Source organism: Mycolicibacterium helvum (assembly GCF_010731895.1).
Classification (GTDB): domain Bacteria; phylum Actinomycetota; class Actinomycetes; order Mycobacteriales; family Mycobacteriaceae; genus Mycobacterium; species Mycobacterium helvum.
The window spans coordinates 2,642,110-2,667,246 of the sequence record NZ_AP022596.1 but is presented as its reverse complement, the minus strand read 5'-3'; the positions used below and the strand labels follow the sequence as shown (position 1 = coordinate 2,667,246).

Here is a 25,137-nt window from a genome sequence, read left to right as displayed (position 1 = left end):
CCACAAACCATGATCGACGCCACAGGCAATCCGCAAACCATCCTGCTCTTGGGCGGCACCTCCGAAATCGGCCTGGCCATCGTCGAGCGCTATCTACGCAACGCCAAGGCCCGAGTCATTCTGGCCGATCTGCCGAATGCACCCAAGCGCGACACCGCCATCGCCCAGCTAGAAGCCGCCGGCGCCAAGTCGGTCGAGTACCTCGATTTTGACGCCCTTGACACCGCAAGCCACCCGGCCGTCATCGAATCCGCCTGGGCCAACGGCGATGTGGACGTGGCGATCGTCGCGTTCGGCATCCTCGGCGATGCCGAAGAGCTGTGGCAGAACCAGGCCAAGGCGGTACTGAGCGCCCAGATCAACTACACCGCCGCCGTCTCGGTCGGCGTGCTGATCGGCGAGAAGATGCGCGCCCAGGGCTTCGGGCAGATCATCGCGATGTCATCGGTGGCCGGCGAACGAGTACGGCGCAACAACTTCGTCTACGGCTCCACCAAGGCCGGCTTGGACGGCTTCTACCTAGGACTCGGAGAAGCGTTGCGCGAGTTTGGCGTTCACGTGCTCGTGATCCGGCCGGGCCAGGTGCGCACCACCACCACCTTGGACCACTGGAAAGCCACCGGCGCCAAGGAAGCGCCCTTCACCGTGAACGCCGACGAGGTCGCCGAGCTGGCGGTGGCGTCCGCAGCCAAGGGCAAAGACCTGGTGTGGGCGCCCGGGCAGGTCCGTGTGCTGATGTCGGTGCTGCGGCACATCCCGCGGCCCATCTTCCGCAAGCTGCCGATCTAGCCAACCCGATGAGGAGCGCGCTGGCCACCGCGGGCCAGATGATCGCGGCAGTTGCTGTGGCCGTGGTCGTTTCGGCGATCGCACTGATCGCGATATCCCGGGTCCAGTGGCCGGCGTTCCCGTCGTCGAATCAGCTGCACGCGCTGACCACCGTTGGACAGGTCGGTTGCCTGGTGTTGCTGCTGGGCACCGGATTCTCCTGGCGCAAGGGATATGAGTGGGTCGCACGCATCGCCGCCGCGGTGTTCCTCTCGGCGTTCACGGTGGTCACCCTGGGGATGCCATTGGGGGCGAGCCGGCTCTACCTCTTCGGTATCTCAGTCGATCAGCAGTTCCGCACCGAATACCTCACCCGGCTCACCGAGAGCCCGGCGCTGCACGATATGACCTACATCGGCCTGCCGCCGTACTACCCGGCCGGGTGGTTCTGGCTCGGCGGCCGGGCCGCCGCCCTGACCGGCACGCCGGCCTGGGAGATGTTCAAGCCGTGGGCCATTGTCTCCATCGCCATCGCCGTGGTGCTGGCGATGGCGCTGTGGTCGGCGCTCATCCGGTTCGAGTACGCGCTGATCGTCACCGTCGCCACCACCGCGGTGATGCTGGCCTACAGCTCGCCGGAGCCGTATGCCGCGATCATCACCGTCCTGATGCCGCCGGTGCTGGTGCTGGCGTGGTCCGGGCTGCGCGGCAAGACCAGGGGTGGCGGCTGGGCGGCCGTGGCCGGCGTCGGGCTGTTCCTCGGTGTCTCCGCCACCTTCTACAACCTGATACCGGCCTACACCGCATTCACCGTGGCTGTGATGGCCGCCGTTGTAGCGGTCGCGCGACGCAGCGCCGAACCGCTGCTGCGGCTCGCGGTCATCGCCGTCATCACTGGAGCTATCGCAGCAATCACTTGGCTGCCGTTCCTGGTGTACGCGACGAGCCACCCGATGAGCGGCGCCGGCAGTGCAAACCACTACCTGCCCGCCGACGGTGCGGTGCTGACGTTCCCGATGCTGCAGTTCTCGCTGCTCGGAGCGCTGTGCATGCTCGGGACACTGTGGCTGGTGTGGCGCGCGCGCACCTCAACTCGCGCGACCGCACTGGGGATCGGCGTGCTGACGGTCTACGCCTGGTCGGCGCTGTCGATGCTGACCACCCTGCTCGGCACCACCCTGCTGTCCTTCCGGCTGCAGCCGACGCTGACCGTGCTGCTGTCGGCAGCCGGGGTGTTCGGCTTCATCGAGGTGACACTCGCGCTCGCCGCACGGACCAGCCGCAGGGTCATCCCCGTCGGCGCGGCCATCGGGCTGATCGGCGCAATCGGCTTCAGCCAAGACATCCCCGACGTGCTGCGGCCGGACCTGACCGTCGCCTATACCGACACCGACGGCTACGGCCAGCGCGGCGATCGCCGACCGCCCGGAGCCGAGAAGTACTACGCGGAAGTCGACGCCGCCATCCAGCGGGCCACCGGCCGGCCCCGCGAGGACACCGTCGTGCTGACCGCTGACTACAGCTTCCTGTCGTACTACCCGTACTACGGGTTCCAGGGCCTGACCTCGCACTATGCCAACCCGCTCGCCGAATTCGACAAACGGGCCGCGGCCATCGAGTCCTGGGCCGACCTGAGGAACGCCGACCAGCTGGCCCACGCGCTGGACACGCTGCCATGGCCACCACCGACGGTCTTCCTGATGCGCCGCGGCGCCAATGACACCTACTCGCTGCGACTGGCCCAGGACGTCTACCCCAATCAGCCCAACGTGCGCCGCTACACCGTCGACTTCGACGGCAAACTGTTCAGCGGGCCGCACTTCACCGTCAAGACGATCGGGCCATTCGTGTTGGCCATCCGGAATCCATAGCGATGGACCACCCGAGCGGCCAATTACCATCTAGCTCCGTGGAACAGACGCGGGCCCAAGATGACCTGCAGGTCAAGTACCGAACCGCCCGTCTCGTCGCCGTCATCGCCGGCCTGCTGGGTGCTGCGCTGGCGATCCTGACACCGCTATTGCCGGTCAAGCAGACCACCGCGCAGCTGAACTGGCCGCAAAACGGTGTGCTCAACAGCGTCACAGCACCCCTGATCAGCTACGTGGCAACCGACCTGACCATCGACGTGCCGTGCAGCGCGGCCGCGGGCCTGGACAGCCCCGCCAAGACGGTGTTGTTGTCGACGGTTCCCAAGCAAGCACCCAAGGCCGTCGACCGCGGTCTGTTGATCCAGCGCGCCAACGACGACCTCGTCGTCGTGGTCCGCAACACCCCGGTCGTGGTCGCTCCACTGAAACAGATGCTCAGCCCGGCGTGCCAGAAGCTGACGTTCACCGCCCATGCCGACCGGGTGACCGCCGAGTTCGTCGGCCTCACCCAGGGCCCCGACAGCGACAATCCCGGCGCCCCGCTGAAGGGTGAGCGCAGCGGCTACGACTTCCGGCCCCAGATCGTCGGCGTCTTCACCGATCTGACCGGCCCGGCGCCGCCCGGGCTGAGCCTCTCGGCCACCATCGACACCCGCTACAGCAGCGCGCCGACGGCGTGGAAGATGGCAGCGATGGTGCTCGGCGTCGCGATGACGCTCATCGCGCTGGTCGCCCTGCACCTCCTGGACAGTGCCGACGGAGTGCGCCAGCGGCGCTTCCTGCCGTCGCGCTGGTGGTCGGTGAGCGCCCTGGACGGAGTGGTGTTCGCCGTTCTGTTGTGGTGGCACTTCGTCGGAGCCAACACCTCCGACGACGGCTACATCCTCACCATGGCCAAGGTGTCCGAGCACGCCGGCTACATGGCCAACTATTACCGCTGGTTCGGCACGCCTGAGGCACCGTTCGGCTGGTACTACGACCTGCTCGCGCTGTGGGCGCACGTCTCCACCAGCAGCATCTGGATGCGGCTGCCGACGCTGGCCATGGCACTGGTGTGCTGGTGGCTGATCAGCCGCGAGGTGATCCCCCGGCTCGGCCACGCGGTCAAAACCAGCCGCGCCGCCATCTGGACTGCCGCCGGCATGTTCCTGGTGTTCTGGCTGCCACTGAACAACGGCCTGCGGCCCGAACCGATCATCGCCCTGGGCATCCTGCTCACCTGGTGCTCGGTCGAACGCGGTGTGGCCACCAGCCGCCTGCTTCCCGTCGCATTCGCCTGCATCATCGGCGCACTGACGTTGTTCTCCGGGCCAACCGGCATCGCGTCGATCGGCGCGCTGCTGGTCGCAATCGGCCCGCTGCGCACGATCCTGCACCGCCGATCCCGCCAGTTCGGCCTGCTGCCGCTGCTGGCCCCGATCCTGGCCGCCGGAACAGTGACGATCATCCTGATCTTCCGCGACCAGACCCTGGTCGGCGAAGTGCAGGCCAACGTGCTGAAGTCTGCGGTCGGCCCAAGCCTGAGCTGGTTCGACGAACACATCCGCTACGAACGGCTGTTCATGGCCAGCCCCGACGGCTCGATCAGCCGCCGGTTCGCGGTGCTGGCCCTGCTCATCGCGCTCGCAGTCGTCGTGGCGATGATCCTGCGCCGCGGCCACATTCCCGGGACCGCGGCAGGTCCCAGTACGCGCATCATCGGGATCACGATCATCTCGTTCATCGCGATGATGTTCACCCCGACGAAGTGGACCCATCACTTCGGGGTGTTCGCCGGGCTGGCCGGCTCGCTGGGAGCACTGGCTGCCGTGGCCGTCACCGCGCACGTGCTGAGGTCCCGAAGAAACCGGGCGCTATTCGCCGCGGCTGTCCTGTTCATGACCGGTCTGTCGTTCGCCAGCGTCAACGGCTGGTGGTACGTGTCCAACTTCGGTGTGCCGTGGTCAAACCAGTTCCCCGAGTGGCACTTCGGCTTCACCACGATATTGCTCGGGCTGACTATCCTCACTTTGCTGGTGGCGGCCTGGTTCCACTTCTCCGGCGCCGACAACGGCACTGCGGGGCAGACACACTGGTGGTCACGCATCGTGGGCTCACCGCTAGCGATCGTGGCCTGGCTGCTGGTGGTTTTCGAGGTGGGATCGCTGACGCTGGGGATGACCCAACAGTGGCCGGCGTGGTCAGTCGGCCGCTCGAACCTGCAGGCCCTCACCGGTAAGACATGCGGGCTGGCCGACGACGTGCTGGTCGAAGAGGACCCCAACGCCGGCATCCTGGCCCCGATCGCCGGGGTGTCGGTCGGCGACGCGCTCGGTGCGACGACGGCCGAAGGGTTCACCCCCGGCGGGATACCCGCCGACATCTCAGCCGACCCGGTGTCCGAACCTCCCGGGGGCGGCAACTTCGCCGACACCGACGGCGTGATCACCAGCAGCGAAGCCGGAACCGAGGGCGGCACCGACGCGGTCGGCGGGGTCAACGGTTCGCGCGCCCGGCTGCCCTACGGCCTGGACCCGGCGCGCACACCGGTGATGGGGAGCTGGCGCGCCGGCGTGCAGCAGCCCGCTGTGCTGCGCTCGGCGTGGTACCGGCTGCCCACCGATTGGGCGTCCTCTCCGCTATTGGTGGTGACGGCGGCCGGCCGCTTCGACCAGGACGAGGTCCAGGTGCAGTGGGCGACGGAGGCACAGGCGGCCGACGGGAAGCCCGGCGGCTCAGTGAACTTCGGCGATGTCGGGGCGGCACCGGCGTGGCGCAACCTGCGTGCTCCGCTGGCCGCGATCCCACGCGAGGCCACCATGATCCGATTGGTCGCCACCGATGACGACCTGTCGCCTCAGCACTGGATCGCATTGACTCCCCCGCGCATCCCGAAGCTGCGGACCCTGCAGGACGTTGTCGGATCGCAAGATCCCGTGCTGCTGGATTGGCTTGTCGGACTGGCTTTCCCGTGCCAGCGCCCATTCGGCCATCAATACGGCGTTATCGAACCGCCGAAATGGCGGATCCTGCCGGACCGGTTCGGTGCTGAGGCGAACTCGCCGGTGATGGACAACATCGGCGGCGGCCCGCTCGGCATCAGCGAGCTGCTGTACCGCGCGACGTCCGTGCCCAGCTATCTGCGCGACGACTGGTTCCGGGACTGGGGGGCACTGCAGCGGCTCAACCCGTTCTACCCCGGCGCGCAGCCAGCCCGGCTGGACCTGGGCACCGCCACCCGCAGCGGGCTGTGGAGCCCCGCTCCGCTGCGGCCGACGTAGCGATCCCGTCTCGAATCGCTGCGCCGCCCGCAGGCCTTCCGAACCCACTCACGTTCGTCGCCTAACATCGAGCCTCGTGCCAAGCGACAGAGCCGAGTCCCCCCGGATCGCCCGGCTCATCGCGGTCGTCGCAGGAATCCTGGGCGTACTGCTGTGCGGCGTCACACCGCTGCTGCCGGTCACCCAGACCACGGCCACCATCCACTGGCCCCAGGCACCGGGGCCGGACGGCATGGTCAGCGATATCACCGCACCGCTGGTCTCCGGCGCACCGCAGTCACTCGAGGTGTCCATCCCCTGCCGGGTGATCGCGACGTTGCCCCCCGACGGCGGCCTGGTGTTCTCGACCATCCCGCCGGCCGGTATCGACGCCAGCCGCAACGGGCTGTTCGTGCGCGCCAACGCCGCCACCGTCGTCGTCGCGTTCCGGGACACCGTGGCTGCGGTCGCCCCACGCCCGGCCATCGCCGCCGGCGGCTGCAGCGATCTACGCATTTGGGCCGGGGCCGCCGGGGTCGGGGCCGATTTCGTCGGCATCCCCGGCGCAACCGGCACGCTGGCCCCCGAGAAGAAGCCAGCGGTCGACGGGATCTTCACGGATCTGAAGGTGGCCCCCGAGCCGGCCTTGTCGGCACGCATCGATATCGACACCCGGTTCATCACCCACCCGGGCACACTCAAGATCGCGGTGATGGTGCTGGGCATCGCATGCGTGGTCGCCTCGATCATCGCGCTGGGTGTGCTGGACAGGCGCTCCGGCCGACGGGCAGGAGCAACGCGACCCGGTGCCGATCGGAGTCGCCTACCGGGGGCGTGGCGGCGCTTCCTTGGGGTCGGGCCGTCCACCTGGCTGGCCGATATCGGGGTGATCGGCGGGCTGCTGCTCTGGCATGTCGTCGGCGCCATCTCTTCCGACGACGGCTACAACCTCACCATCGCCCGGGTTTCCGGCGAGGCCGGCTACACCGCTAACTACTTCCGCTTCTTCGGGGCCACCGAGGCGCCGTTCGACTGGTACCAGACGGTGCTCGCCCAGCTCGCGGCGATCAGCACCGCCGGGGTGTGGATGCGGCTGCCCGCCACCGCCGCCGGCATCGGCACCTGGCTGATTCTGAGCCGCTGGGTGCTGCCCCGACTGGGCAGGCGGTTGGCGCTCAACAGGGTCACGGTGTGGACCGCCGCCGCGGTGTTCCTGGCTGCCTGGTTGCCGTTCAACAACGGGCTGCGGCCCGAACCGCTGATCGCCTTCGGCGTGCTCGCGGCGTGGATCCTGGTGGAGAATACGATCGCCACCAGACGGCTGGTTCCAGCGGCCGTCGCGATCGTCATCGCGGTGTTCAGCGTGACGCTCGCCCCGCAGGGGCTGATCGCTCTCGCCCCGCTGCTGGTGGGGTCCCGCGCCGTCGCCAAGGTGATCACGGCGCGCCGCGCGAAAGACGGCTTGCTGGCGCCGCTGGCCGCGCTGGCTGCCTCGTTGTCCGTCATCTTCGTCGTCGTCTTCCGCGACCAGACCTTGGCCGCCGTCGCCGAATCCGCCCGCATCAAATATGTTGTCGGGCCGACGATCGCCTGGTACCAGGACTTCCTGCGGTACTACTTCCTCACGGTCGAAGACAATGTGGAAAGCTCGCTGACCCGCCGTTTCGCCGTCCTGGTGATGCTGCTGTGCCTGTTCGGCATGCTGGCCGTGCTGCTGCGCCGTGGCCACATTCCCGGTGTCGCAGGAGGACCGGTGTGGCGGCTGATCGGCAGCACCGCGATCGGCTTGCTGCTGCTGACCTTCACCCCCACCAAATGGGCCGTCCAGTTCGGTGCGTTCGCCGGATTGGCCGGAGCGCTCGGCGCAGTCACCGCGTTCACCTTCGCCCGGGTCGGCCTACACAACCGACGCAATCTGGCCCTGTATGTCACCGCACTGCTGTTCGTCCTGGCATGGGCGACTTCGGGTACCAACGGCTGGTTCTACGTCGGCAGCTATGGGGTGCCGTGGTTCGACCGTCAGCCGGTCATCGCCCACCAGCCCGTGACGACCATGTTCCTGGCGCTGGCAATCCTGACCGGTCTCATCGCGGGATGGCTGCACTTCCGGATGGACTACAGCGGCCACACCGAGGTCAAGAACACCGGCCGCAACCGGGCGCTGGCCTCGACCCCGCTGCTGGTGGTCGCGCTCATCATGGTGCTGCTCGAGGTGGGCTCCATGACCAAGGCCTTCGCCCAGCGCTACCCCGTGTACACCACCGCGTCCGCCAACCTGTCCGCACTGACGTCGGGCCTGTCCTCGGCAAGCTGCGCGATGGCCGACGCTGTCCTTGTCGAGCCGGATCCGAATGCCGGTATGCTGCAACCGGTTCCGGGCCAGAAATGGGGCCAGTACGGTCCGCTCGGCGGCGAGAACCCGGTTGGCTTCACCCCCAACGGGATCAGCGACACCCTGGAGCCAGCCGAACCGTTCGTGGCCAACCCCGGCACCGTCAACTCCGACGGCTCGCCCAACAAGCCCAACGCGGGCATCGCCTTCGCCGCGGGTACCGGCGGTGGCTACGGACCGGTCGGGGTCAACGGGTCGCGGGTGTTCTTGCCGTTCGGATTGGACCCCAAGACCACGCCGGTGATGGGCAGTTACAACGAGAACACCGTTGCGGCCAAGGCGACTTCGGCGTGGTACCAACTGCCCCCGCGCAGCCCGGACCGACCGCTGGTCACGGTCGCGGCAGCCGGGGCAATCTGGTTCTACGACGAAGAGGGCCAGTTCAACTACGGCCAGTCACTGAAACTGCAGTGGGGTGTGCAGCGCCCCGATGGCAGCTTCCAGGCGCTGAACTCGGTACAGCCCATCGATGTGATCGCCCAAAAGGCGTGGCGCAATCTGCGATTCCCGATGGCGTGGGCGCCACCGGAGGCCAACGTCGCGCGTATCGTCGCCGACGACCCGAACCTGAGCACCGACCAGTGGTTCGGCTTCACCCCGCCTCGGGTGCCGGTGCTGCAGACCGCCCAGCAATTCCTCGGCTCGCAGACTCCGGTGATGATGGACATCGCCACCGCGGCGAATTTCCCATGCCAGCGGCCGTTCGCCGAACACCTCGGCGTCGCCGAACTCCCGGAGTACCGGATCCTGCCGAACCTCAAACAGGTGGTTGTGTCGAGCAATATGTGGCTGTCCGCCCGCGCCGGTGGGCCTTTCCTGTTCATCCAGGGCCTGCTGACCACCGCGACCGTCCCGACGTATCTGCGGGGCGACTGGTACCGCGACTGGGGCGCCATTGAGCGCTACATCCGCCTGGTCCCGTCGGCGCAGGCTCCCGATGCCGTCATCGACCAGGGCACCAAGACGGTATTCGGCTGGAGCCGTAGCGGACCCATAAGGGCACTGCCATGACACAGACGCTCGCCGCCAACGCCCGCGACTCGGCCCGCGACGTGAGAATCACCCGCTGGGTGGCCACGATCGCCGGGCTGGTGGGTTTCGTGCTGTCCGTGCTGACCCCGCTGTTGCCGGTGGAGCAGACCACCGCGACGCTGAACTGGCCGCAGGCCGGTCAGCTGAGCAGTGTCACGTCCCCGCTGATCTCCCAGGCGCCAGTGTCGCTGACGGCGACGGTGCCCTGCGAGGTGATCCGGTCCATGCCTCCGGCAGGCGGCATGGTGCTGGGGCTGGCGCCGCAGAAAGGCAAAGAGGCGGCGCTGAATTCGCTGTTCGTCAACGTGAGCACCCAGCGCGTCGACATCACCGACCGCAATGTCGTGGTCGCCAGCGTCCCGCGGGCAAGGATCGACGGCTGCTCACGCCTCGAGATCACCTCGAACACCGACGGAACGTTCGCCACCTTCGTGGGCTTGACAGATCCCACGACCGGCAAGGAGATGCGCAGCGGCTTCGCCGACCCCAACCTGCGGCCCGCAATCGTCGGGGTGTTCACCGACCTGACCGGCCCCGCACCGCCAGGACTGAGCTTCTCGGCGACGATCGATACCCGGTTCTCCTCCACTCCAACGGCTTTGAAGTTGGCGGCGATGCTGCTGGCGATGACCGCCACGGTGATCGCACTGTTGGCGCTGTGGCGGCTGGATCGGCTCGACGGACGCCGTATGCATGCGTGGATCCCGCAGCGCTGGCGGACGTTCACCGCGGTCGACGTGGCCGTAGTGGCCGGCTTCCTGATCTGGCACGTGATCGGCGCCAACTCCTCCGACGACGGCTACATCCTGCAGATGGCCCGGGTTGCCGACCACGCCGGCTACATGTCGAACTACTTCCGCTGGTTCGGCAGCCCCGAAGACCCGTTCGGCTGGTTCTACAACGTGCTGGCGCTGATGACCCACGTCAGCGATGCCAGCATCTGGATGCGGTTGCCGGACTTGATCTGTGCGCTGGTGTGTTGGCTGCTGCTGTCCCGTGAGGTGCTGCCCCGGCTGGGCCCTGCGGTGATCGCCAGCAGGCCCGCCCTATGGGCGGCCGGGCTGGTGCTGATGGCAGCGTGGATGCCGTTCAACAACGGCCTGCGTCCCGAAGGACAGATCGCCACCGGCGCGCTGATCACCTACGTGCTCATCGAGCGCGCCGTCATCTCGGGCCGGCTGACGCCGGCCGCGCTGGCCATCGTCAGCGCAGCGTTCACGCTCGGCATCCAGCCAACCGGTCTGATCGCGGTCGCCGCACTGATCGCCGGCGGCCGTCCGATCCTGCGAATCCTGGTGCGCCGGCGCGCCGTGGTGGGCACCTGGCCGCTGGTGGCACCGCTGCTGGCCGCGGGCACCATCATCCTGACCGTCGTCTTCGCCGATCAAACCCTGGCAACAGTGTTGGAAGCGACCAGGATTCGCACCGACATCGGGCCGAGCCAGGCCTGGTACACCGAGAACCTGCGCTACTACTACCTGTTCTTGCCGACCGTGGACGGCTCGCTGTCCCGACGGTTCGGCTTCTTCATCACCGCACTGTCGCTGTTCACCTCGATGTTCATCATCCTGCGCCGCAAGCGCATTCCGGGTGTTGCCCGCGGACCCGTCTGGCGACTGATGGGCGTCATCTTCGCGACGATGTTCTTCCTGATGTTCACCCCCACCAAGTGGGTGCACCACTTCGGTCTGTTCGCCGCGGTCGGCGCGGCCATGGCGGCGCTGGCCACCGTGCTTGCCTCGCCGAAGGTGCTGCGGTGGTCACGTAACCGGATGACCGTTGTCACCGCGGTGTTCTTCCTGCTCGCTCTCTGCTTCGCCACCACCAACGGCTGGTGGTACGTCTCGAGTTACGGCGTGCCGTTCAACAACGCGATGCCGCGAATCGGCGGAATCACGGTCAGCACAATCTTCTTCGCACTGTTCGCGCTGTCGGCGATCTACACGGTCTGGCTGCACTTCAACACCCGCGACCACGGTGAGGGTCGGATCGCCCGGGCCGTCACAGCCGCGCCGATCCCGGTGGCCGCCGGGTTCATGGTGCTGGTGTTCATCGGCTCGATGGCCGCGGGCGTGGTGCGCCAGTACCCGACCTACTCCAACGCGTGGGCCAATTTGCGGTCGTTCTCCGGCGGCTGCGGACTGGCCGACGATGTGCTGGTCGAACCCGACGCCAACGCCGGATTCCTGGCCCCGCTGCCCGGGGATTACGGCCCGCTGGGACCACTTGGCGGCACCGATCCGGTCGGCTTCACTCCGAGCGGGATTCCTGAACACATTGTCGCCGAAGCCATTCGGATGACGAACCCGCAGCCGGGTACCGATTATGACTGGGATCAACCGATCAAGCTCGACACCCCGGGCATCAACGGGTCGACCGTGCCGCTGCCCTACGGCCTCGACCCGGCGCGGGTCGCGCTGGCCGGAAGCTATGTCGCCGGCCCGCAGCAGGTCGCCACGCTGAACTCGGCCTGGTATCAGCTGCCCCCCATCGACAGCGGCCACCCGCTGGTCGTCGTCACCGCCGCAGGCACCATCGCCGGCCGCAGCGTGCTCAATGGCGTCACCGACGGCCAGACCGTGGAACTGGAGTACGGCAGGCCCGGACCCGACGGCGCCCCGGTTCCCGCAGGCCGGGTGAGCCCGTATGACCTCGGCCCCGCACCGTCGTGGCGCAACCTGCGGTTCGCTCGCTCCGAGATGCCCGCCGACGCCACCACCGTGCGGATCGTGGCCGCCGACCGGTCCTTGACCCCCGGCGACTGGCTAGCGGTGACCCCGCCGCGGGTACCCGAATTGCGGTCAGTGCAAGAGTTCGTCGGCTCCACCCAGCCGGTCCTGATGGACTGGGCGGTGGGTCTGGCCTTCCCGTGCCAGCAGCCCATGTTGCACGCGAACGGTGTCACCGAGGTGCCGAAGTTCCGGATCACTCCGGACTACACCGCCAAGAAGCAGGACACCGACACCTGGGAGGACGGCCGTAACGGGGGTCTGCTCGGCATCACCGACCTACTGCTACGCGCCCAGGTGATGGCGACCTACCTGTCGCATGACTGGGGTCGAGACTGGGGCTCGTTACGGCAGTTCCAGACGATCGTCGAGGCACAGCCCGCGCAGATCGACCTGGGCACAGCCACCCGCAGCGGTTTATGGAAACCGGGGCCCATCCGGATCAAGCCCTAGCTGCCGCGAAGTGCAGTAGCACGCTACTGACTTCACAGCGGGCTAGTGGTGTCACCTTGGGACCATGAACCAGGACTCGCACTGCCAGCCGTTGTTCCGCATGGTGGCGGTAGTCGCCACAGGCGTAGTCATCGCGGCCACCCCCGTGGTGGCGCCGCCGAATCCGGCCGCGGAGTTGACGGGCGCCCGGATCTCCACCCAGGTCGTTCAGCTGGTTGCACTACCCCAGGCCCTGGCCAGTCAGCGCCCCGAGACCACTGTCGCGGCATCTGCCAGCCCGCTGGCGATCGGCAACCTCTTCACGACGGCGATCAGTCAGGTGGCAGCCGGCGTCAGCGCCGGACTCTTCCTCGGTTTCCTTGTCGGCGGTCAGATAGCCGCCAGCGTGATCTACCGGATACCGGTGGCGCAATCGGCACTTACACCGCTCATCTCGGTCGGTGCTCTCGTCGGCGCACTAGTGGGTGCCCCGATCGGCGCTATCGTAGGTGCGGTTTTTGCCGTCGAGAGATTGGTGCAAGGCGTTTTTTCCGCAGTGACGCCGGCCGCATCTATCCGCCCGGCCGCCGCCGGCGGAAAGGCAACTGCCACGTCGCACCGCTCGACTCAGCCAAGCTCACGGTCCAGCCGCCAGATCGTGAAGCCATCAGCCTCGACGTCGAGCAAAGCGGCACTCCCCCAACAGCGTTCGGTCCCGGCCAGAGCCGGTAGCGGCAGCGGGCGGGTCACCGCTACGAATCGAGTCGCACGGCACTGACCAGATGGCGGTCCGGATCGGGCCGTAACCACGTTTGTCGGCGATGCCGGATGGCAGAATCCGCGCATGGCTGAAGACGCGGCGATCGTCGACCCCTTGATGCATGGCCTGCGATCCAAAGGGCTGAAGAAGGGGTCGGTCTCCCTGGTCGGGGCGGTAGCGATCGGGTTGGCGGCCACTGCGCCCGCCTATTCCCTGACGGGTGCGCTCGGGCATGGCGCGGAGGAATCGGGCTATCAGCTGCCGATCGTCTTCATCATCGCGGTCATCCCGATGTACTTCGTGGCGCTGGCCTACAAACACCTCACCGACGCCGCCCCGGATGCCGGGACCGTATTCACCTGGGGCGCCAAGGCAATCGCACCGCACATCGGCTGGATGGGCGGTTTCGCTCTGGTGTTGTCGAGCATCCTGGCCGGCGTCGGCGCCGCGGGCATCCTCACCAATGCCACCGCCGTCTGGCTCGGGATGGACAGCTCGCCGGTGTGGTTCGACATCATCGTCGCCACGATCTTCATCCTGCTGACGACGTGGCTGGTCGCCCGCGGCGCGGAGGAATCGTCGCGCACGACGCTGATTCTGACGATCGTCCAATACGGCGGGCTGATCCTGTTCGCGGTCATCATGCTCGTCGCCGTCTTCCGCGGTCAGCAGAGTCCGGATGTGGAGTCGTTCTCCTGGGAGTGGTTCAACCCGTTCGCAATCCATGACTTCAGCGGACTGCTCGGCGGATTCCTGGTGGCCATCTTCATCTTCTGGGGCTTCGACGCCTCACTGGCGATGTCCGAGGAGACCTCGGGGACGTCAGCGCAGGCCGGTCGCAGCGGGGTGACGGCGATCCTGATCACCGTCGCCACCTACGTGATCTTCAGCGTGGCCGCACTGGCATTCGCGGGCATCGACCCGAACAGCCCGACGAGCCTGACGAACGAAGCCAACGTCGACGACGTCTTCACCACGCTGGCCACCCAGTCCATCGGCGAGCGCGGCGCGATGATCGCGGCGCTGGTCGTTGGGTTGTCCGCGTTCTCGGCGACGATGTCCACCGTCATGCCGACAGCCCGCGGGTTGCTGTCGATGGCGACCTACAAGGCAATACCGGATCGGTTCGCGTCGGTGAGCGAGGTGACCTCGACGCCGAAGTTTGCGACCTGGGTCATCGGCCTGACCAGTCTGGCGATCTACTGCGCGCTGGATGTGGTCAGCGACAGTGTGGTGGCGGATTCGGTGTACAGCGTGGGGATCGCGATCATGACCTACTACTCCGTGGTGGCGATCTCCTCGGTGGTGTATTTCTGGCGCACCGCTTTTCGATCATGGCGCACGGCGATGGGACAGGTGATCCTGCCCGGTATCGGCGCGCTGGTTCTGATTCCGGTGGGCGTCATCGAGGCGTACCAGATGGCGAATCCGACTTCCGGTTCCGAAGGATCCATCCTCGGCATCGGCACGGCCTTCGTCGTTGGCGTGCTCAGCCTGGCATTCGGCGTCGTAGTGATGATCGTGTGGAATCTCAAGGCTCCGGCCTTCTTCCGCGGTGAGACCCTGCCGAGGGAACGGACCTAACCGCCGTTCCGGTTGCCGAAACCATTGGGCCCGAACTGGTGATTGGGCTCCACCGTAACGGTCTGGGTGGAGGTCTGAACTGACGTCGCGATCGATGTTTCAGTCTGCGTTGCCGTTTCGGTGTTGGTGACGGTCGGTGGATCCTGGGTCTGCACGATGGTCTGCGGCGCCTGGGTCTCGACGATCGTCTGCTGCGGTTGCGGCTGACTGCCCCCTGAGCCGGAGTTGTACTGGTGATGAGTCGCCGTAGTGGTTGTGGTTGTGGTTGTCGGCGTCGAGGTGACGGTGACGGTTGACGGCGCCGTCGTCCCCTTGGAGCCGCATGCCACCGCGGCCAGCACCACCAGCGCCGAGAAGGACGCCAACAACAAGCCCCTGCGTGTGTTCACAACGGACATGATCAATTATTGACGCGCGGAAATTCGCTGCGCCACAACGGCGCAGGTTCGTATAGTCCGCTGTCAATAAACTCTTCAGCCCCTGAGAATAGGGCAAATTCGTTGAGATTGAATCGTTTTCGATACGTTACGACTCCCCCAGGCCGCGCCCACCCGCGTCACAGCTGGCACAAATCGGCGGCCCATAACGTCATGAACGAAAGGCATTGGGCAATGAAACGGAGAAGACGATGAACCTCAAACGCATGGTGCTCGCCTCGACAGCAGCCGCCAGCATCGGTGCCGCTGGACTGTTCGGGCTGGGGATCGGCACCGCCAGCGCCGATCCTGGCTGCGGTGGGCCTGGGCAACAACAGTGCCAGGGACCCAACAACGGGCCCAACAACGGTCCCAACAACAACGGCTGGCACAACGGTCCCAACAACGGGCCGAACAACGGTCCCAACAACGGTCCCAACAACGGTCCCAACAACGGGCCCAACAACAACGACTGGCACAACGGTCCCGACAACGGTCCCGACAACGGGCCCAACAACAACTGGAACAACGGACCGGCCGACTGGCAACACCGCAACGTCGACCAGGCACGCCAGGATCACCAGCCGTTCAACTGGAACGGTCAGTGGGTGCAGCCAATGCCGGCCGGCAACGGTATCGGCTGGGGATTCTGGTTCCTGGGACAGTGGATCCCGCTGTAACCACTCGGACACTGAGCAGGCCCGCGTTGCAGTGCAGAACGGGACCTGCTAGCCGGCGCCGACCCTCAGCTTCTCCGGCTGTAGCGACCAGACGGTGGTTGCGGCCCCCGCGGTCGTGTGCGCACAGTAGGCTGGCGCACCCTTCTCGCTGACGGCCGCCGCGCCCATCACAGCGCAGTTCGCGCCGATCACCACCACTGGCAGGTCCATCCGGCCCGAGACGGCGGGCGGCGGCGATGCTGTCCGCGGTGCCTGGATGGTCGCCGTGTTGCTCACATCGCGGTGGCCGAACAGAAGCGAAATCCCCGCAGCCGCGCCGACGATGATGACGACAGCTCCCAGGATGGCCGGGATCAGCAGCCGGCGGCGTGAGGGCGTCGCCTCCGGTTTGGCGTGCCGGGCACCACGCGCGGCCTTGACCGCAAGTGCCTGGCTGGTCACGTCGCTCGCGTGGTGTTCCCGTTCGGCGGTGCCCAGGCCCTGCTGCAACGCTCGCGCAAAGTCGCCGCACCGCCTGTAGCGCTTGCCGGCATCCTTGGCCAGTGCCTTGGCGAAAACCGCACTCAGGCAGGCTAACTCGGGCCGCTTGGCGCCAATAGCGGGTGGATCGGAACTCAAGTGCTGACTGATCACGATCGCTGGATTGGTGTGCGTGAACGGCGGCATGCCGGTCAGGAGGTGATAGGCGGTGGCGGCTAGCGCGTACTGGTCTGCCTGGCCGTCGACGTCCTCGCCCTTGAGCTGCTCGGGGGCGGCGTAAGCGACGGTGCCGACCGTCATGTTGGTCCCGGTCAACTGGCTCGTCTGGCCCATCCAGCGGGCGATGCCGAAGTCGGCCAGCATGACGCGTTGGTCGCCCGAGCCGGGAACGCCAAGCAGGATGTTGGCCGGCTTGACATCGCGATGCAGCAGGCCGTGACCGTGCGCGTAGTCGAGCGCATCGGCGATCCCGGAAATGACGCGGACCACCTCGTCGGGCGGCATCCCGTACGGATAGCGCTCGGCTAGCAGCCGGGAGGCGTCGGTTCCGTCGACGTACTCCATCGCGATCCAGAGCTTGTCGTCGAACTCGCCGCGGTCATAAATCGTCACGATGTGTGGGTTCGACAGCGTCGCCACCATGTCGGCCTCGAGGATGAACCGCTGCCGATACTCCTCGTCGGAGCTGACCGCGGATCCGAGCACTTTGAGCGCGTCATATCGCGGCAGCCGGGGGTGCTGGACGAGGTACACCTCACCCATACCTCCGGCCCCCAGTGTCCGCAGGATGGTGTAACCAGCAACAACCTGGCCGTCAGCTAACGGCATTGGGGCATCTTAAAGGGCAGGGTGTCGATTATCGAACCGGAGCGCCGGGGGTGGGACGGTCGTAAACCACCCGGCTGCCCAGCACGATGTCCTGCGCCGACCGGCGCTGCCGGTCGACGGCCACCCACAGCAGCCCGACCGGGAACAACACACACGTCACCGCCCGCAACGCCGCGACAGCAATCCGCAGGCGGTTGGCCTGCCGGTCCACGACACGAATGCCCAACAGGACAGTGCCCACCGTCCGACCGGACAGCGTCCAGCACCCTGTCAGGTAGAGCACCGACACCGCCAGCGTCACCGTGGTCGAGAAGATCAGGTTCGGCGCGGGAAAACGGAACGACGCCGGGTTCAGGATCAGCGTCGTCAGCGCCAACGCAAGATAGAGAGCACCCATCGTGACGACGACGACGAGGATATCGACGAGGGCGGCCAGGCCTCGGGACACGATGCCGGCGTTGGTCACTGGGGTTCCTGAGTGCCCGGTTCCCGGCCGAGCATCCGGTCGACGAAGCCGGAGATCATGTCGTCGGCCCGTGCGGTTTGGGAGCGCACATCCGTGATCACCTCGGCGGTAACGGTTCCGGTGGACTCGCGGATGATCGCGGGCAGATCGACTCCGTCGATGATCTGGTCGGCCAGCCCGATCAGATCGATACGCGCGATGATCGCATCGATATCGACATCGGTCACGATCGCGTCGATGTCGACGCTGTCGCGGACCAGAGCCGTCAGGTCGATCTGCTCGATGACCAGCTCAGCGATCCTGGTGAGCACCGCGACACCGGCCCGGGTGGCTTCCACCCGCGTGGCCCGCAGCGGCCCGCCGATCAGCGGAAGTCGTTCCCAGAACACGAGGGAATCGTAGTCAGGCGCCCACGGGCGGCGGCGCGCTCGCCTTCAGCGACGCCAGGACGGCAACGCTCAACCGGGCCAGTTCGTCGGCCTCGGCAGCGGTTAGCGCGGATCCGAAGATCTGCGCCATCCGCCGGTTGGTGACGTCTTCGACGTCGTCGTAGACGGCTTTCTTGTCCGCCGCGTCGACGAACGGCGGCTGCCAACCCATGAATGCGGCGTAATCGGTCCCATGATTGAGGATGTGCGCCTCCACGGGAGTCAAGCCCGAGATCGTGAGGGCATTGAAATGCACCGCGGCCCGCAGTTCGCGGAGTACGAACATCACCTGCAGCGCCCTCGCGGCAGCGTCATCGGCCAGCGGCATGGCTCGCCATCCCGCGTAGAGCGGCAAGCCGGGTTCGGGGGCCTGCTCGATCACCTTCTCGCCCAGCGCGGCAATCCGGTCCAATCCCTCGGCACCCGCCAGGAACGTCCGCCCGAAGTTGGCGAGCTGATCCCAATACAGGCGGCAACTCTCCGACGCGTCGTGCACGGCGACGCCCTTTTCCCAGCACGACCGCGCGAGGTTCGGTTCGAAGACCGCGAACACCGCGTTGACCGTGGTACCGGTGGCATCGCCCAGGACGCCTCCGCGGCCGGCGAAGTACGCCGCGAACGGGTCGGGGTAACCGGCCGCCAGGCTCTTCTCGAAGGTGTCCGGGTTCAGCATGAAGACACTGATGGCTTCGCCGATAGCCGCACCGGCGGCGCGGATCGCGTCGATATCGCTCATGGTGGCTGAGCTTACGGACTGGTACCCAGGTCGTACACCGTGTCGGATCCGACGGTCTTGGCAGCGAAGTTGGCCGCCACCCACGCGGTGATATCGGCGTGCTGGTTACCGCGGCCAGGCCCACCCTGATTGCCCGGCGCGATGTAGTAGCCAATCTGGTGGTTGGCGACGTCGGCCTGGAACTGGGTCAACGAGGGAACCGGGTCGCTTCCCCCGAATCCGCCGATCGCCATCACCGAGGTATTGGTCGCCAACTCGAGACCGGCCGCCGCGGACGATCCGTTCACCGCTGCCGACCATTTCGTGTCGGTGGCTTCCAGGAGGCCGTCGAGCTGGGCGTTGTCCCCATCCTGGTCCTGCCGGCCATGCCCCGAAGCGCCATTGCGCACCGGCTGCGCGGGCCCGACCTGGGCTCCGCCGCCGTCATGCGACTGGCCTATGGTCGCGAATGCATATGCGGCCGAACCGGTTCCCCCGGCGAGGACACCGAGGACCAGAGCCGCCGCCGCCAGTCGACACCGGCGGGTGCTCAGCGCCAGCAGCAGCACGACGGACGCGACGACTGTCACGGCGAGAATCGCCCAACGCAACGCGGGCACCCAGTCCGCGTTACGGTCCAGCAGCCACCAGCTCCACACACCGGTCATCAAAATCATTGCAAATAAACTGATTCGGCCGTAGATGCGGTCGCGGCCACGCCACATCTCGCGACCCCCGATCGCGACCAGCGCGACCATCGCCGGAACCACCGACAGGCAGTAGTACGGGTGGACCATCCCCTTCATGAAGCTCAAGACGAGTCCGTCGACCAGCAGCCAGCCGCCGAACAGCACGGCCCCGCCCCGAATCAGGTCGGTTCGCGGTGCACGGGCGCGCACTACCAGGACGAACACCAGTCCGAGCAGCGCCGCAGGAAGCAGCCAGCCCATCTCGAACCCGAACTCACCGGTGAAAAGTCTGGTGAGGCCGGGATTCTGCCGACCGAAGCCACCGAAGTCGCCGTGCTGGTCGAACCCAGCAGGCGGGCCGGTGCCTTTCGCGGGCCCGTCGCTTTGGTTGCGCCCGAGAATTCTTGCCAGGCCGTTGTAGCCGATGACCAGATTCATGAAGTTGTTGTCCGTCGAGCCCGCCAGATACGGCCGGGACGACGCGGGCCACAACAGTGTCAGCGCGACGAACCAGCCCGACGACAACAGGAAGGTGCCGAGCGCCGCCACCAGATGAACCAGCCGGCGGCGCAACGTTGTCGGTGCGATGAGGAGGTAAGCCAGGCCGATCGCCGGTGCGACCATCAGTCCTTCAAGCATTTTGGCCAGGAAGGCGAAACCCAGGGCGGCGCCAGCCAACATCAGCCACTTGGCGCTGGCCCGTTCCATCGCCCGGACACTGCAGTAGGCACCGAACATCATGAGTAGAACCATGACCGCGTCGGGGTTGTTGTAGCGGAACATCAACGCCACCACCGGAGTCAGTGCGAACGCCGCGCCGGCGAACAAGGCAGCTCCGGTCCCTGAGATCCGGCGTACCGCGCCGTAGAGCAGTGCCACCGCACCCACCGCCATCAGCGCTTCCGGTATCAGCATGCTGGCGCTGCTGAACCCGAAGATCTGGCCGGACAAGCCCATCACCCATTGGGAGACCGGCGGTTTGTCCACGGTGATGAAGTTGTCCGGATCGACCGACCCGAACAGCAGCGCCTCCCAGTTCTTCGAACCAGCCTGTGCCGCACCGGCATAGAAACCGTTGCCCATCCCATTGATCGTGATGTTCCACAGATAGGTGATCGCGGTGGCCAATAGCAACGCGCCGAGCGCAATTCGACGCCAGGCCGTGCTGGACAACCCGAACCGGCCGGTGACCTGCGAATCCACACCAGGAACCGGGGCGCCTGGCATGGAAAGAGTTGTGGCCATGTCACCCATTAGGACCGCTGGACTCCGGTCCGAGCTGGGTAGGACTTTTGAGCTGGCTATGAACCGTGTGCGGTCTCATCGGAGTTGGCGGTGAGATCTCATCGGCCGTCTGCGTTAGCGTAATCGATTGTGTCTGGACGGCGATTGTTCCCCGAGCCGCAGGTGTATGACCACGGGCTCCTCGATGTGGGTGACGGCAACCGTATCTACTGGGAGGTCCGAGGCAACCCGGTTGGTCGGCCTGCGCTCGTCGTTCACGGCGGCCCGGGATCTGGAAGGCCGCGCGGAGCCCACAAGGGCTTTGATCCCGATGTGTTCCAGGTCGTGTCGTTCGACCAGCGTGGGTGCGGTGACAGCATTCCCAGTGCGACCAATGCGTCGACCGATATGACCCACAACACCACCGAACACCTGCTGGCGGACATGGAAACGCTGCGCGAGCACCTCGGCGTCGACAGTTGGCTGCTCTACGGCGGATCGTGGGCGTCTACCCTGATCCTCGCCTACGCCGAACGCCACCCGGAAAGGGTGATCGGCATTGTCTTGGTGGGGGTCACCATGACACGACCACAAGAGATCGACTGGCTGTACCACGGACTACGCCTGTTGTTGCCGATCGAATGGGAACGGTTCCGCGCTGGGGTGCCCGACCAAGACCGCAACGGCAACCTCGTCGATGCTTATCGGCGGCTGATGGAGAGCCCCGATCCCGCGGTGCGAGAGCAGGCCGCTCGCGACTGGTGCGCTTGGGAGGATGCCGTCATCGCGCACGAACACCTCGGCAACCCCGGCCAGTACAGCGCCAAACCGGATGCGGCGAAGCTGGCGTTTGTCCGGATATGTACGCACTACTTCGCCCACTGCGCATGGCTGGAAGAGGGGCAGCTGTTGCGCGATGCTTACCGCCTCAAGGGAATTCCCGGAGTGTTGATCCATGGCCGCCTCGATCTGTCCGGCCCGTTGCTCACCGCGTGGGAACTCGCTCAGGCTTGGCCTGACGCCGAACTGAAGATCATTGACGACTCCGGTCACACCGGCAGTCCGGCAATGCGGGCCGCCGTCCTCGACGCCATCGCCCAGTTCGACCCAGCGCTGTCTCGCTTCTAAAGAAGCGCGCCGGCTCAGATCCTGACCCAGCTGGAACAGCCGATCATTCTTCAGGTGAGATCCTGGGCCACGCGCGCCCCGATTGCTCCAGCCAGGATGATCGCAGGGTGCGCCGCAGCCAGATAGAGCCCCGATACCCCCTCTGCGTAGCCCAGAAGCGGACGGTCACCGCGGGGTATCGGACGGTCAGCTACCACGGCATCGACCAGGTCGACCTGTTCACCACCAACCAGTTGCGTACGGAGCGCCCGCAGAGTCGGCTCGGCGAGCTCGCGAGCGTTTCCCCCGAACCCAATCGGGACATCCTCGGCCGCAATCAGTGTCGTGTTGTCCAATTGCCTGATCTCAAAATCCGGAGTCGAAAGGATCCCCTTCACCAGGGGATACGGCGTAGAGCATCTGATCAGGCAGCACGGCGAGGCATCGATCTCGACGGTGAGCCCGACCGACGCCGCGAGCCCGGGGATCGCAGTGCCGGCGGCGAGCACGATGGTCGATCCGTAGACCGGCCCATCAGAAGTAACTACACCGCAAACCCTCGCCCCTTCCGTGAGCATCGAGAGTGCAGTCTGCCCGGAATGCACTGTGGCGCCGTGCTCTTCGGCGCAACGAAGGAGTTCCCTGACGAACGCAGTCGGATCGATACCGGCGTCGCCCGGCGCGTACGCGGCCACCGACGGGATGTGGCGCAATCCCGGCTCACGAGCAAGCACCTGCTCCCCGGAGAGAAGTTCGATCCGATGGCCGAGTGCACGATGAGCGTCGACGAACCTTCGCGTCTTCGCCTCCGTGTCCTCCCACGTGATCGCGCCGCCACGGCGCAAACCGAATGGCGCGGCGAGCTCACGTTCGAGACGGCCAAACTCCTCGGCGGCGCCCCGCCGAAACGGATCGGAGTAAGTCTGTGCGGAACTCTTTGCAAGGCCGACCCAGGCGAAAGAGCTTCCGGTCACGCCCCCTGCTGCGAAGTCCCGCTCCAATACCGTGACCCGCAGACCAGCGCGAGCCAGGTAGTACCCAATCGACGCGCCGACGATGCCGGCACCAATCACCAGGACCGAGCCGTCATCTCGATGACTCGGCCGGGACATGGAATAAGACGATACCCGGGCGCCCCAATGGGCACGACGAATTTTACCGACACTGTGCGGCTGGGACAGCCGTATCTATTGCGCGCGAACGCCTTTGATAGATTTTGCGCTGGCCGAGCGGACTGCTCTAGCTCCCGGTAAGCCAGATTGGCTACGGGTCAGCTGTCGCGGCCCCGCTTCTTGCCTGCTGTGCGTACACAATCGGTGCTCGTGATCACACGGGCTGGGGCTAACTCGCCCGGTGGCGTCGCGGATCCGGTACCGCTCTGATGGCGAGGAATCCGGTCGGTTCGCGTGTCAGCCGCTCGTAGTCGTCGCGGTTGATCTCGGCCGCCTCCGCTGTCGGTCGCGGTTCGCGGAGCTGCTCAATCAGGAAGCCGGCTTCGTGCAGTTCCTCGCACGTCTTCTCCAGTGGAGCCAGCCAGTACCGAACCCGCCAGCCGCGACTCCAGATCTCTTCGATGACCCGCACGTCGAAGTAGCTCCCGCCATGACGGAGCCAGTCGCCGGTGGGATGCTGCCGCGATAGGACAAGCGCCCCTCCGGGACGGAGCACGCGCCGGAACTCGCGCAGCGCGCGAGTCCTGTCATCGACGTACTCCAGCGCCAACGCGAACAGTACGAGGTCCACGGACTGATCGGGCAGCCAGTCAAGGGGATCGGCGAGATCGTGGGCGCGGAATCGTCCTGAGGGAACTCGTTGCTCGGACAACTCGACCATACGCGGGCTCTGGTCAAAGCCGATCACCTCGGCGCCGCGTGCCGCTAGCTCCTCGGCATAAAGACCAGGACCACATGCCGCGTCCAACACAGTCAGCCCCACAACATCACCCAAGAGCGAAAGGCACGCTGGCCGGTCGTAGTGGGCGTTGTAGAGATTGTCTCGGGCGTGATCGAGGAACTCGTCGGCGAATACGTCGTATTGCGGATGGGGTCCTACGGCGTCACTCATCTCGCCATTCTGGCAAAGAAACGCCGTGTCCATTGCGACGAGACGACGTGCTGCACCTGAGGCGCCGGACGCAGTCAGGCGCCCGTTAGCGCAACCAGCCACCCCTTGATGGTTCTGGGCGGGTCGAGAATCTTGAGGAGATGAGCCGTGGTGCCCGGCAAGGGCTTTACTGATCATGTAAGCCCGCGATGAGATGCCGCGGTGATCAGTTTGACGGCAAGTGCTCGATATTGTGGGCGCTATGACACTGCCGCAGAGCGTGAGCGCGATTGTCTTCGATTGCGACGGACTGCTTCTCGACACCGAAACGTGCTGGTCACGGGCGGAAGCGGCATTGTTCGCTGACTATGGATTCGGTTTCGGACCGCAGCAGAAGGATCTGCTGATCGGCAGAACTCTTGCTGCGGCCTGTGACAACATCGCCGAGTATTTTGGTCGTCCCGGGATGGGCCCCCAGTTAGAGGCCGAGCTTCTGCCGCGGGTGGAAGCCGAACTCGCCGCCGATGTACAACCCATGCCCGGTGCACGGTCACTTCTTGAACTGCTCGGTGACAAGGTTCCGATCGCTGTGGCCACCAACAGTCCACGTGCCATATTGACCGCAGCGTTGGAGTCGTCCGGTCTCGCCGGGTACTTCGACGTGTCGATCGCTGCCGACGAGGTGGAGCGCCCGAAGCCGGATCCGCAGCTGTATCTGGAAGCGTTCGCCTTGCTCAACGCTGACCCGATGACCGGTGTAGCGCTGGAAGATTCGTCGACCGGTGTCGCGGCCGCCCGGGCAGCACACACGTTTCTGATCACCGTGCCTTCTCAGCCTGGAAAGCAACTGGACGGCGATTACGTCACTGCCGCCCTCAACGACCCCGCTCTTGTCGCCTGGGCGCAGGGCGTCACCCACCGCCCGTAATCACACCGACGAACGACAGCTCTGCCAACCCCACGCCTCGGCGGACGCCGCCAATTCAGCTACGCCGGCACACACCGAGGCGTTCGGCGATCCAGGGCAGTGAATCCGCGAACGCCCGCGCCCCGAACTGCCACGTGTGATATCCGATGCACACCCGCGGTGCGCAACCGATATTCACCGTCACGGCCGCCGCACACAGATCCGGCAACACGCCTTTCTCCCGAAACTGGTCCTCGTCCCCGTGGCCGAACTTGCCGAAGTCCGGGTCAGGCAGCCGCGGCATGAGAACCGACCATGGCAACCAGCTGAGTTGGCCCCTCGGGTGC

19 protein-coding genes are annotated in these 25,137 nt (G+C 66.2%); 10 read left to right on the top strand and 9 right to left on the bottom strand.

All coding sequences use genetic code 11. The features are described 5' to 3' along the window. Positions 1-9: 9 nt before the first annotated feature. The 7 genes from G6N38_RS12315 to G6N38_RS12285 all read left to right on the top strand — a co-directional run bounded on the left by G6N38_RS12315 (position 10) and on the right by G6N38_RS12285 (position 14,807). Positions 10-789 carry a decaprenylphospho-beta-D-erythro-pentofuranosid-2-ulose 2-reductase gene (locus G6N38_RS12315; RefSeq protein WP_163747778.1) on the top strand — a complete coding sequence of 260 codons (780 nt, stop codon included), beginning with the start codon at positions 10-12 and terminating at the stop codon, positions 787-789. Positions 790-797: 8 nt separating this feature from the next. Next, positions 798-2,639: a galactan 5-O-arabinofuranosyltransferase gene (locus G6N38_RS12310; protein WP_163747777.1), complete on the top strand. Its 1,842-nt coding sequence runs from the start codon at positions 798-800 to the stop codon at positions 2,637-2,639. 2 nt (positions 2,640-2,641) lie between these two features. Further along, positions 2,642-5,899 carry an arabinosyltransferase domain-containing protein gene (locus G6N38_RS12305; protein ID WP_179968514.1) on the top strand — a complete coding sequence of 1,086 codons (3,258 nt, stop codon included), beginning with the start codon at positions 2,642-2,644 and terminating at the stop codon, positions 5,897-5,899. A gap of 76 nt (positions 5,900-5,975) precedes the next feature. Further along, complete coding sequence (locus G6N38_RS12300) at positions 5,976-9,281, top strand: arabinosyltransferase domain-containing protein (protein WP_163747776.1); 3,306 nt, start codon at positions 5,976-5,978, stop codon at positions 9,279-9,281. Further along, the gene (locus G6N38_RS12295) at positions 9,278-12,484 is read left to right on the top strand and encodes an arabinosyltransferase domain-containing protein (RefSeq protein WP_163747775.1); all 3,207 of its coding nucleotides are present in this window, start codon (positions 9,278-9,280) and stop codon (positions 12,482-12,484) included. Before G6N38_RS12300 ends, G6N38_RS12295 begins: the two co-directional genes overlap by 4 nt. A 64-nt stretch (positions 12,485-12,548) precedes the next feature. Then, positions 12,549-13,241 carry a hypothetical protein gene (locus G6N38_RS12290; protein ID WP_163747774.1) on the top strand — a complete coding sequence of 231 codons (693 nt, stop codon included), beginning with the start codon at positions 12,549-12,551 and terminating at the stop codon, positions 13,239-13,241. 66 nt (positions 13,242-13,307) lie between these two features. Continuing rightward, positions 13,308-14,807, top strand: a complete 1,500-nt coding sequence (locus tag G6N38_RS12285; protein WP_163747773.1) for an APC family permease — start codon at positions 13,308-13,310, stop codon at positions 14,805-14,807. Here the strand turns inward: G6N38_RS12285 and G6N38_RS12280 are convergent. Next, on the bottom strand, positions 14,804-15,196 hold the full coding sequence (locus G6N38_RS12280; RefSeq protein ID WP_163747772.1) for a hypothetical protein: 393 nt from the start codon (positions 15,194-15,196) through the stop codon (positions 14,804-14,806). The genes G6N38_RS12285 and G6N38_RS12280 overlap by 4 nt on opposite strands. Positions 15,197-15,435: 239 nt before the next feature. Here G6N38_RS12280 and G6N38_RS12275 point away from each other — a divergent pair, with 239 nt between their 5' ends. Beyond that, positions 15,436-15,903 (top strand): hypothetical protein, encoded by a 468-nt coding sequence (locus tag G6N38_RS12275; RefSeq protein WP_163747771.1) that lies wholly within the window; start codon positions 15,436-15,438, stop codon positions 15,901-15,903. 48 nt (positions 15,904-15,951) lie between these two features. Here the strand turns inward: G6N38_RS12275 and G6N38_RS12270 are convergent, their stop codons facing one another. Genes G6N38_RS12270 through G6N38_RS12250 form a run of 5 tightly spaced genes read right to left on the bottom strand, consistent with a single transcriptional unit; the run spans position 15,952 to position 20,763 of the window. After that, on the bottom strand, positions 15,952-17,211 hold the full coding sequence (locus tag G6N38_RS12270; RefSeq protein ID WP_163747770.1) for a protein kinase domain-containing protein: 1,260 nt from the start codon (positions 17,209-17,211) through the stop codon (positions 15,952-15,954). 28 nt (positions 17,212-17,239) lie between these two features. Then, entirely contained in the window at positions 17,240-17,677 is a 438-nt protein-coding gene (locus G6N38_RS12265; protein WP_163747769.1) for an RDD family protein, read from the bottom strand. After that, positions 17,674-18,066: a hypothetical protein gene (locus tag G6N38_RS12260; RefSeq protein ID WP_163747768.1), complete on the bottom strand. Its 393-nt coding sequence runs from the start codon at positions 18,064-18,066 to the stop codon at positions 17,674-17,676. The genes G6N38_RS12265 and G6N38_RS12260 overlap by 4 nt, the downstream gene beginning before the upstream one ends. 13 nt (positions 18,067-18,079) lie before the next feature. Next, positions 18,080-18,841 (bottom strand): SCO6745 family protein, encoded by a 762-nt coding sequence (locus tag G6N38_RS12255; protein ID WP_163747767.1) that lies wholly within the window; start codon positions 18,839-18,841, stop codon positions 18,080-18,082. An 11-nt stretch (positions 18,842-18,852) separates the two neighbouring features. Next, positions 18,853-20,763: an ArnT family glycosyltransferase gene (locus G6N38_RS12250; protein ID WP_425563436.1), complete on the bottom strand. Its 1,911-nt coding sequence runs from the start codon at positions 20,761-20,763 to the stop codon at positions 18,853-18,855. Positions 20,764-20,883: 120 nt separating this feature from the next. On the opposite strand from G6N38_RS12250, the gene pip reads away from it, so the two are divergent. Beyond that, entirely contained in the window at positions 20,884-21,861 is a 978-nt protein-coding gene (gene pip, locus G6N38_RS12245) for a prolyl aminopeptidase (RefSeq protein ID WP_163747766.1), read from the top strand. A gap of 50 nt (positions 21,862-21,911) precedes the next feature. On the opposite strand, the gene G6N38_RS12240 is transcribed toward pip, so the two are convergent. Together G6N38_RS12240 and G6N38_RS12235 are read right to left on the bottom strand one after the other, a co-directional pair. Then, complete coding sequence (locus tag G6N38_RS12240; protein WP_163747765.1) at positions 21,912-22,952, bottom strand: NAD(P)/FAD-dependent oxidoreductase; 1,041 nt, start codon at positions 22,950-22,952, stop codon at positions 21,912-21,914. A 229-nt stretch (positions 22,953-23,181) separates the two neighbouring features. After that, positions 23,182-23,904: a class I SAM-dependent methyltransferase gene (locus G6N38_RS12235; RefSeq protein ID WP_163747764.1), complete on the bottom strand. Its 723-nt coding sequence runs from the start codon at positions 23,902-23,904 to the stop codon at positions 23,182-23,184. 241 nt (positions 23,905-24,145) lie between these two features. Between G6N38_RS12235 and G6N38_RS12230 the strand changes: the two genes are divergently transcribed. After that, positions 24,146-24,811 (top strand): HAD family hydrolase, encoded by a 666-nt coding sequence (locus G6N38_RS12230; protein WP_163747763.1) that lies wholly within the window; start codon positions 24,146-24,148, stop codon positions 24,809-24,811. Between the two features lie 55 nt (positions 24,812-24,866). On the opposite strand, the gene G6N38_RS12225 is transcribed toward G6N38_RS12230, so the two are convergent. After that, on the bottom strand, positions 24,867-25,094 hold the full coding sequence (locus tag G6N38_RS12225; RefSeq protein ID WP_163747762.1) for an alpha/beta hydrolase: 228 nt from the start codon (positions 25,092-25,094) through the stop codon (positions 24,867-24,869). Positions 25,095-25,137 lie beyond the last annotated feature (43 nt).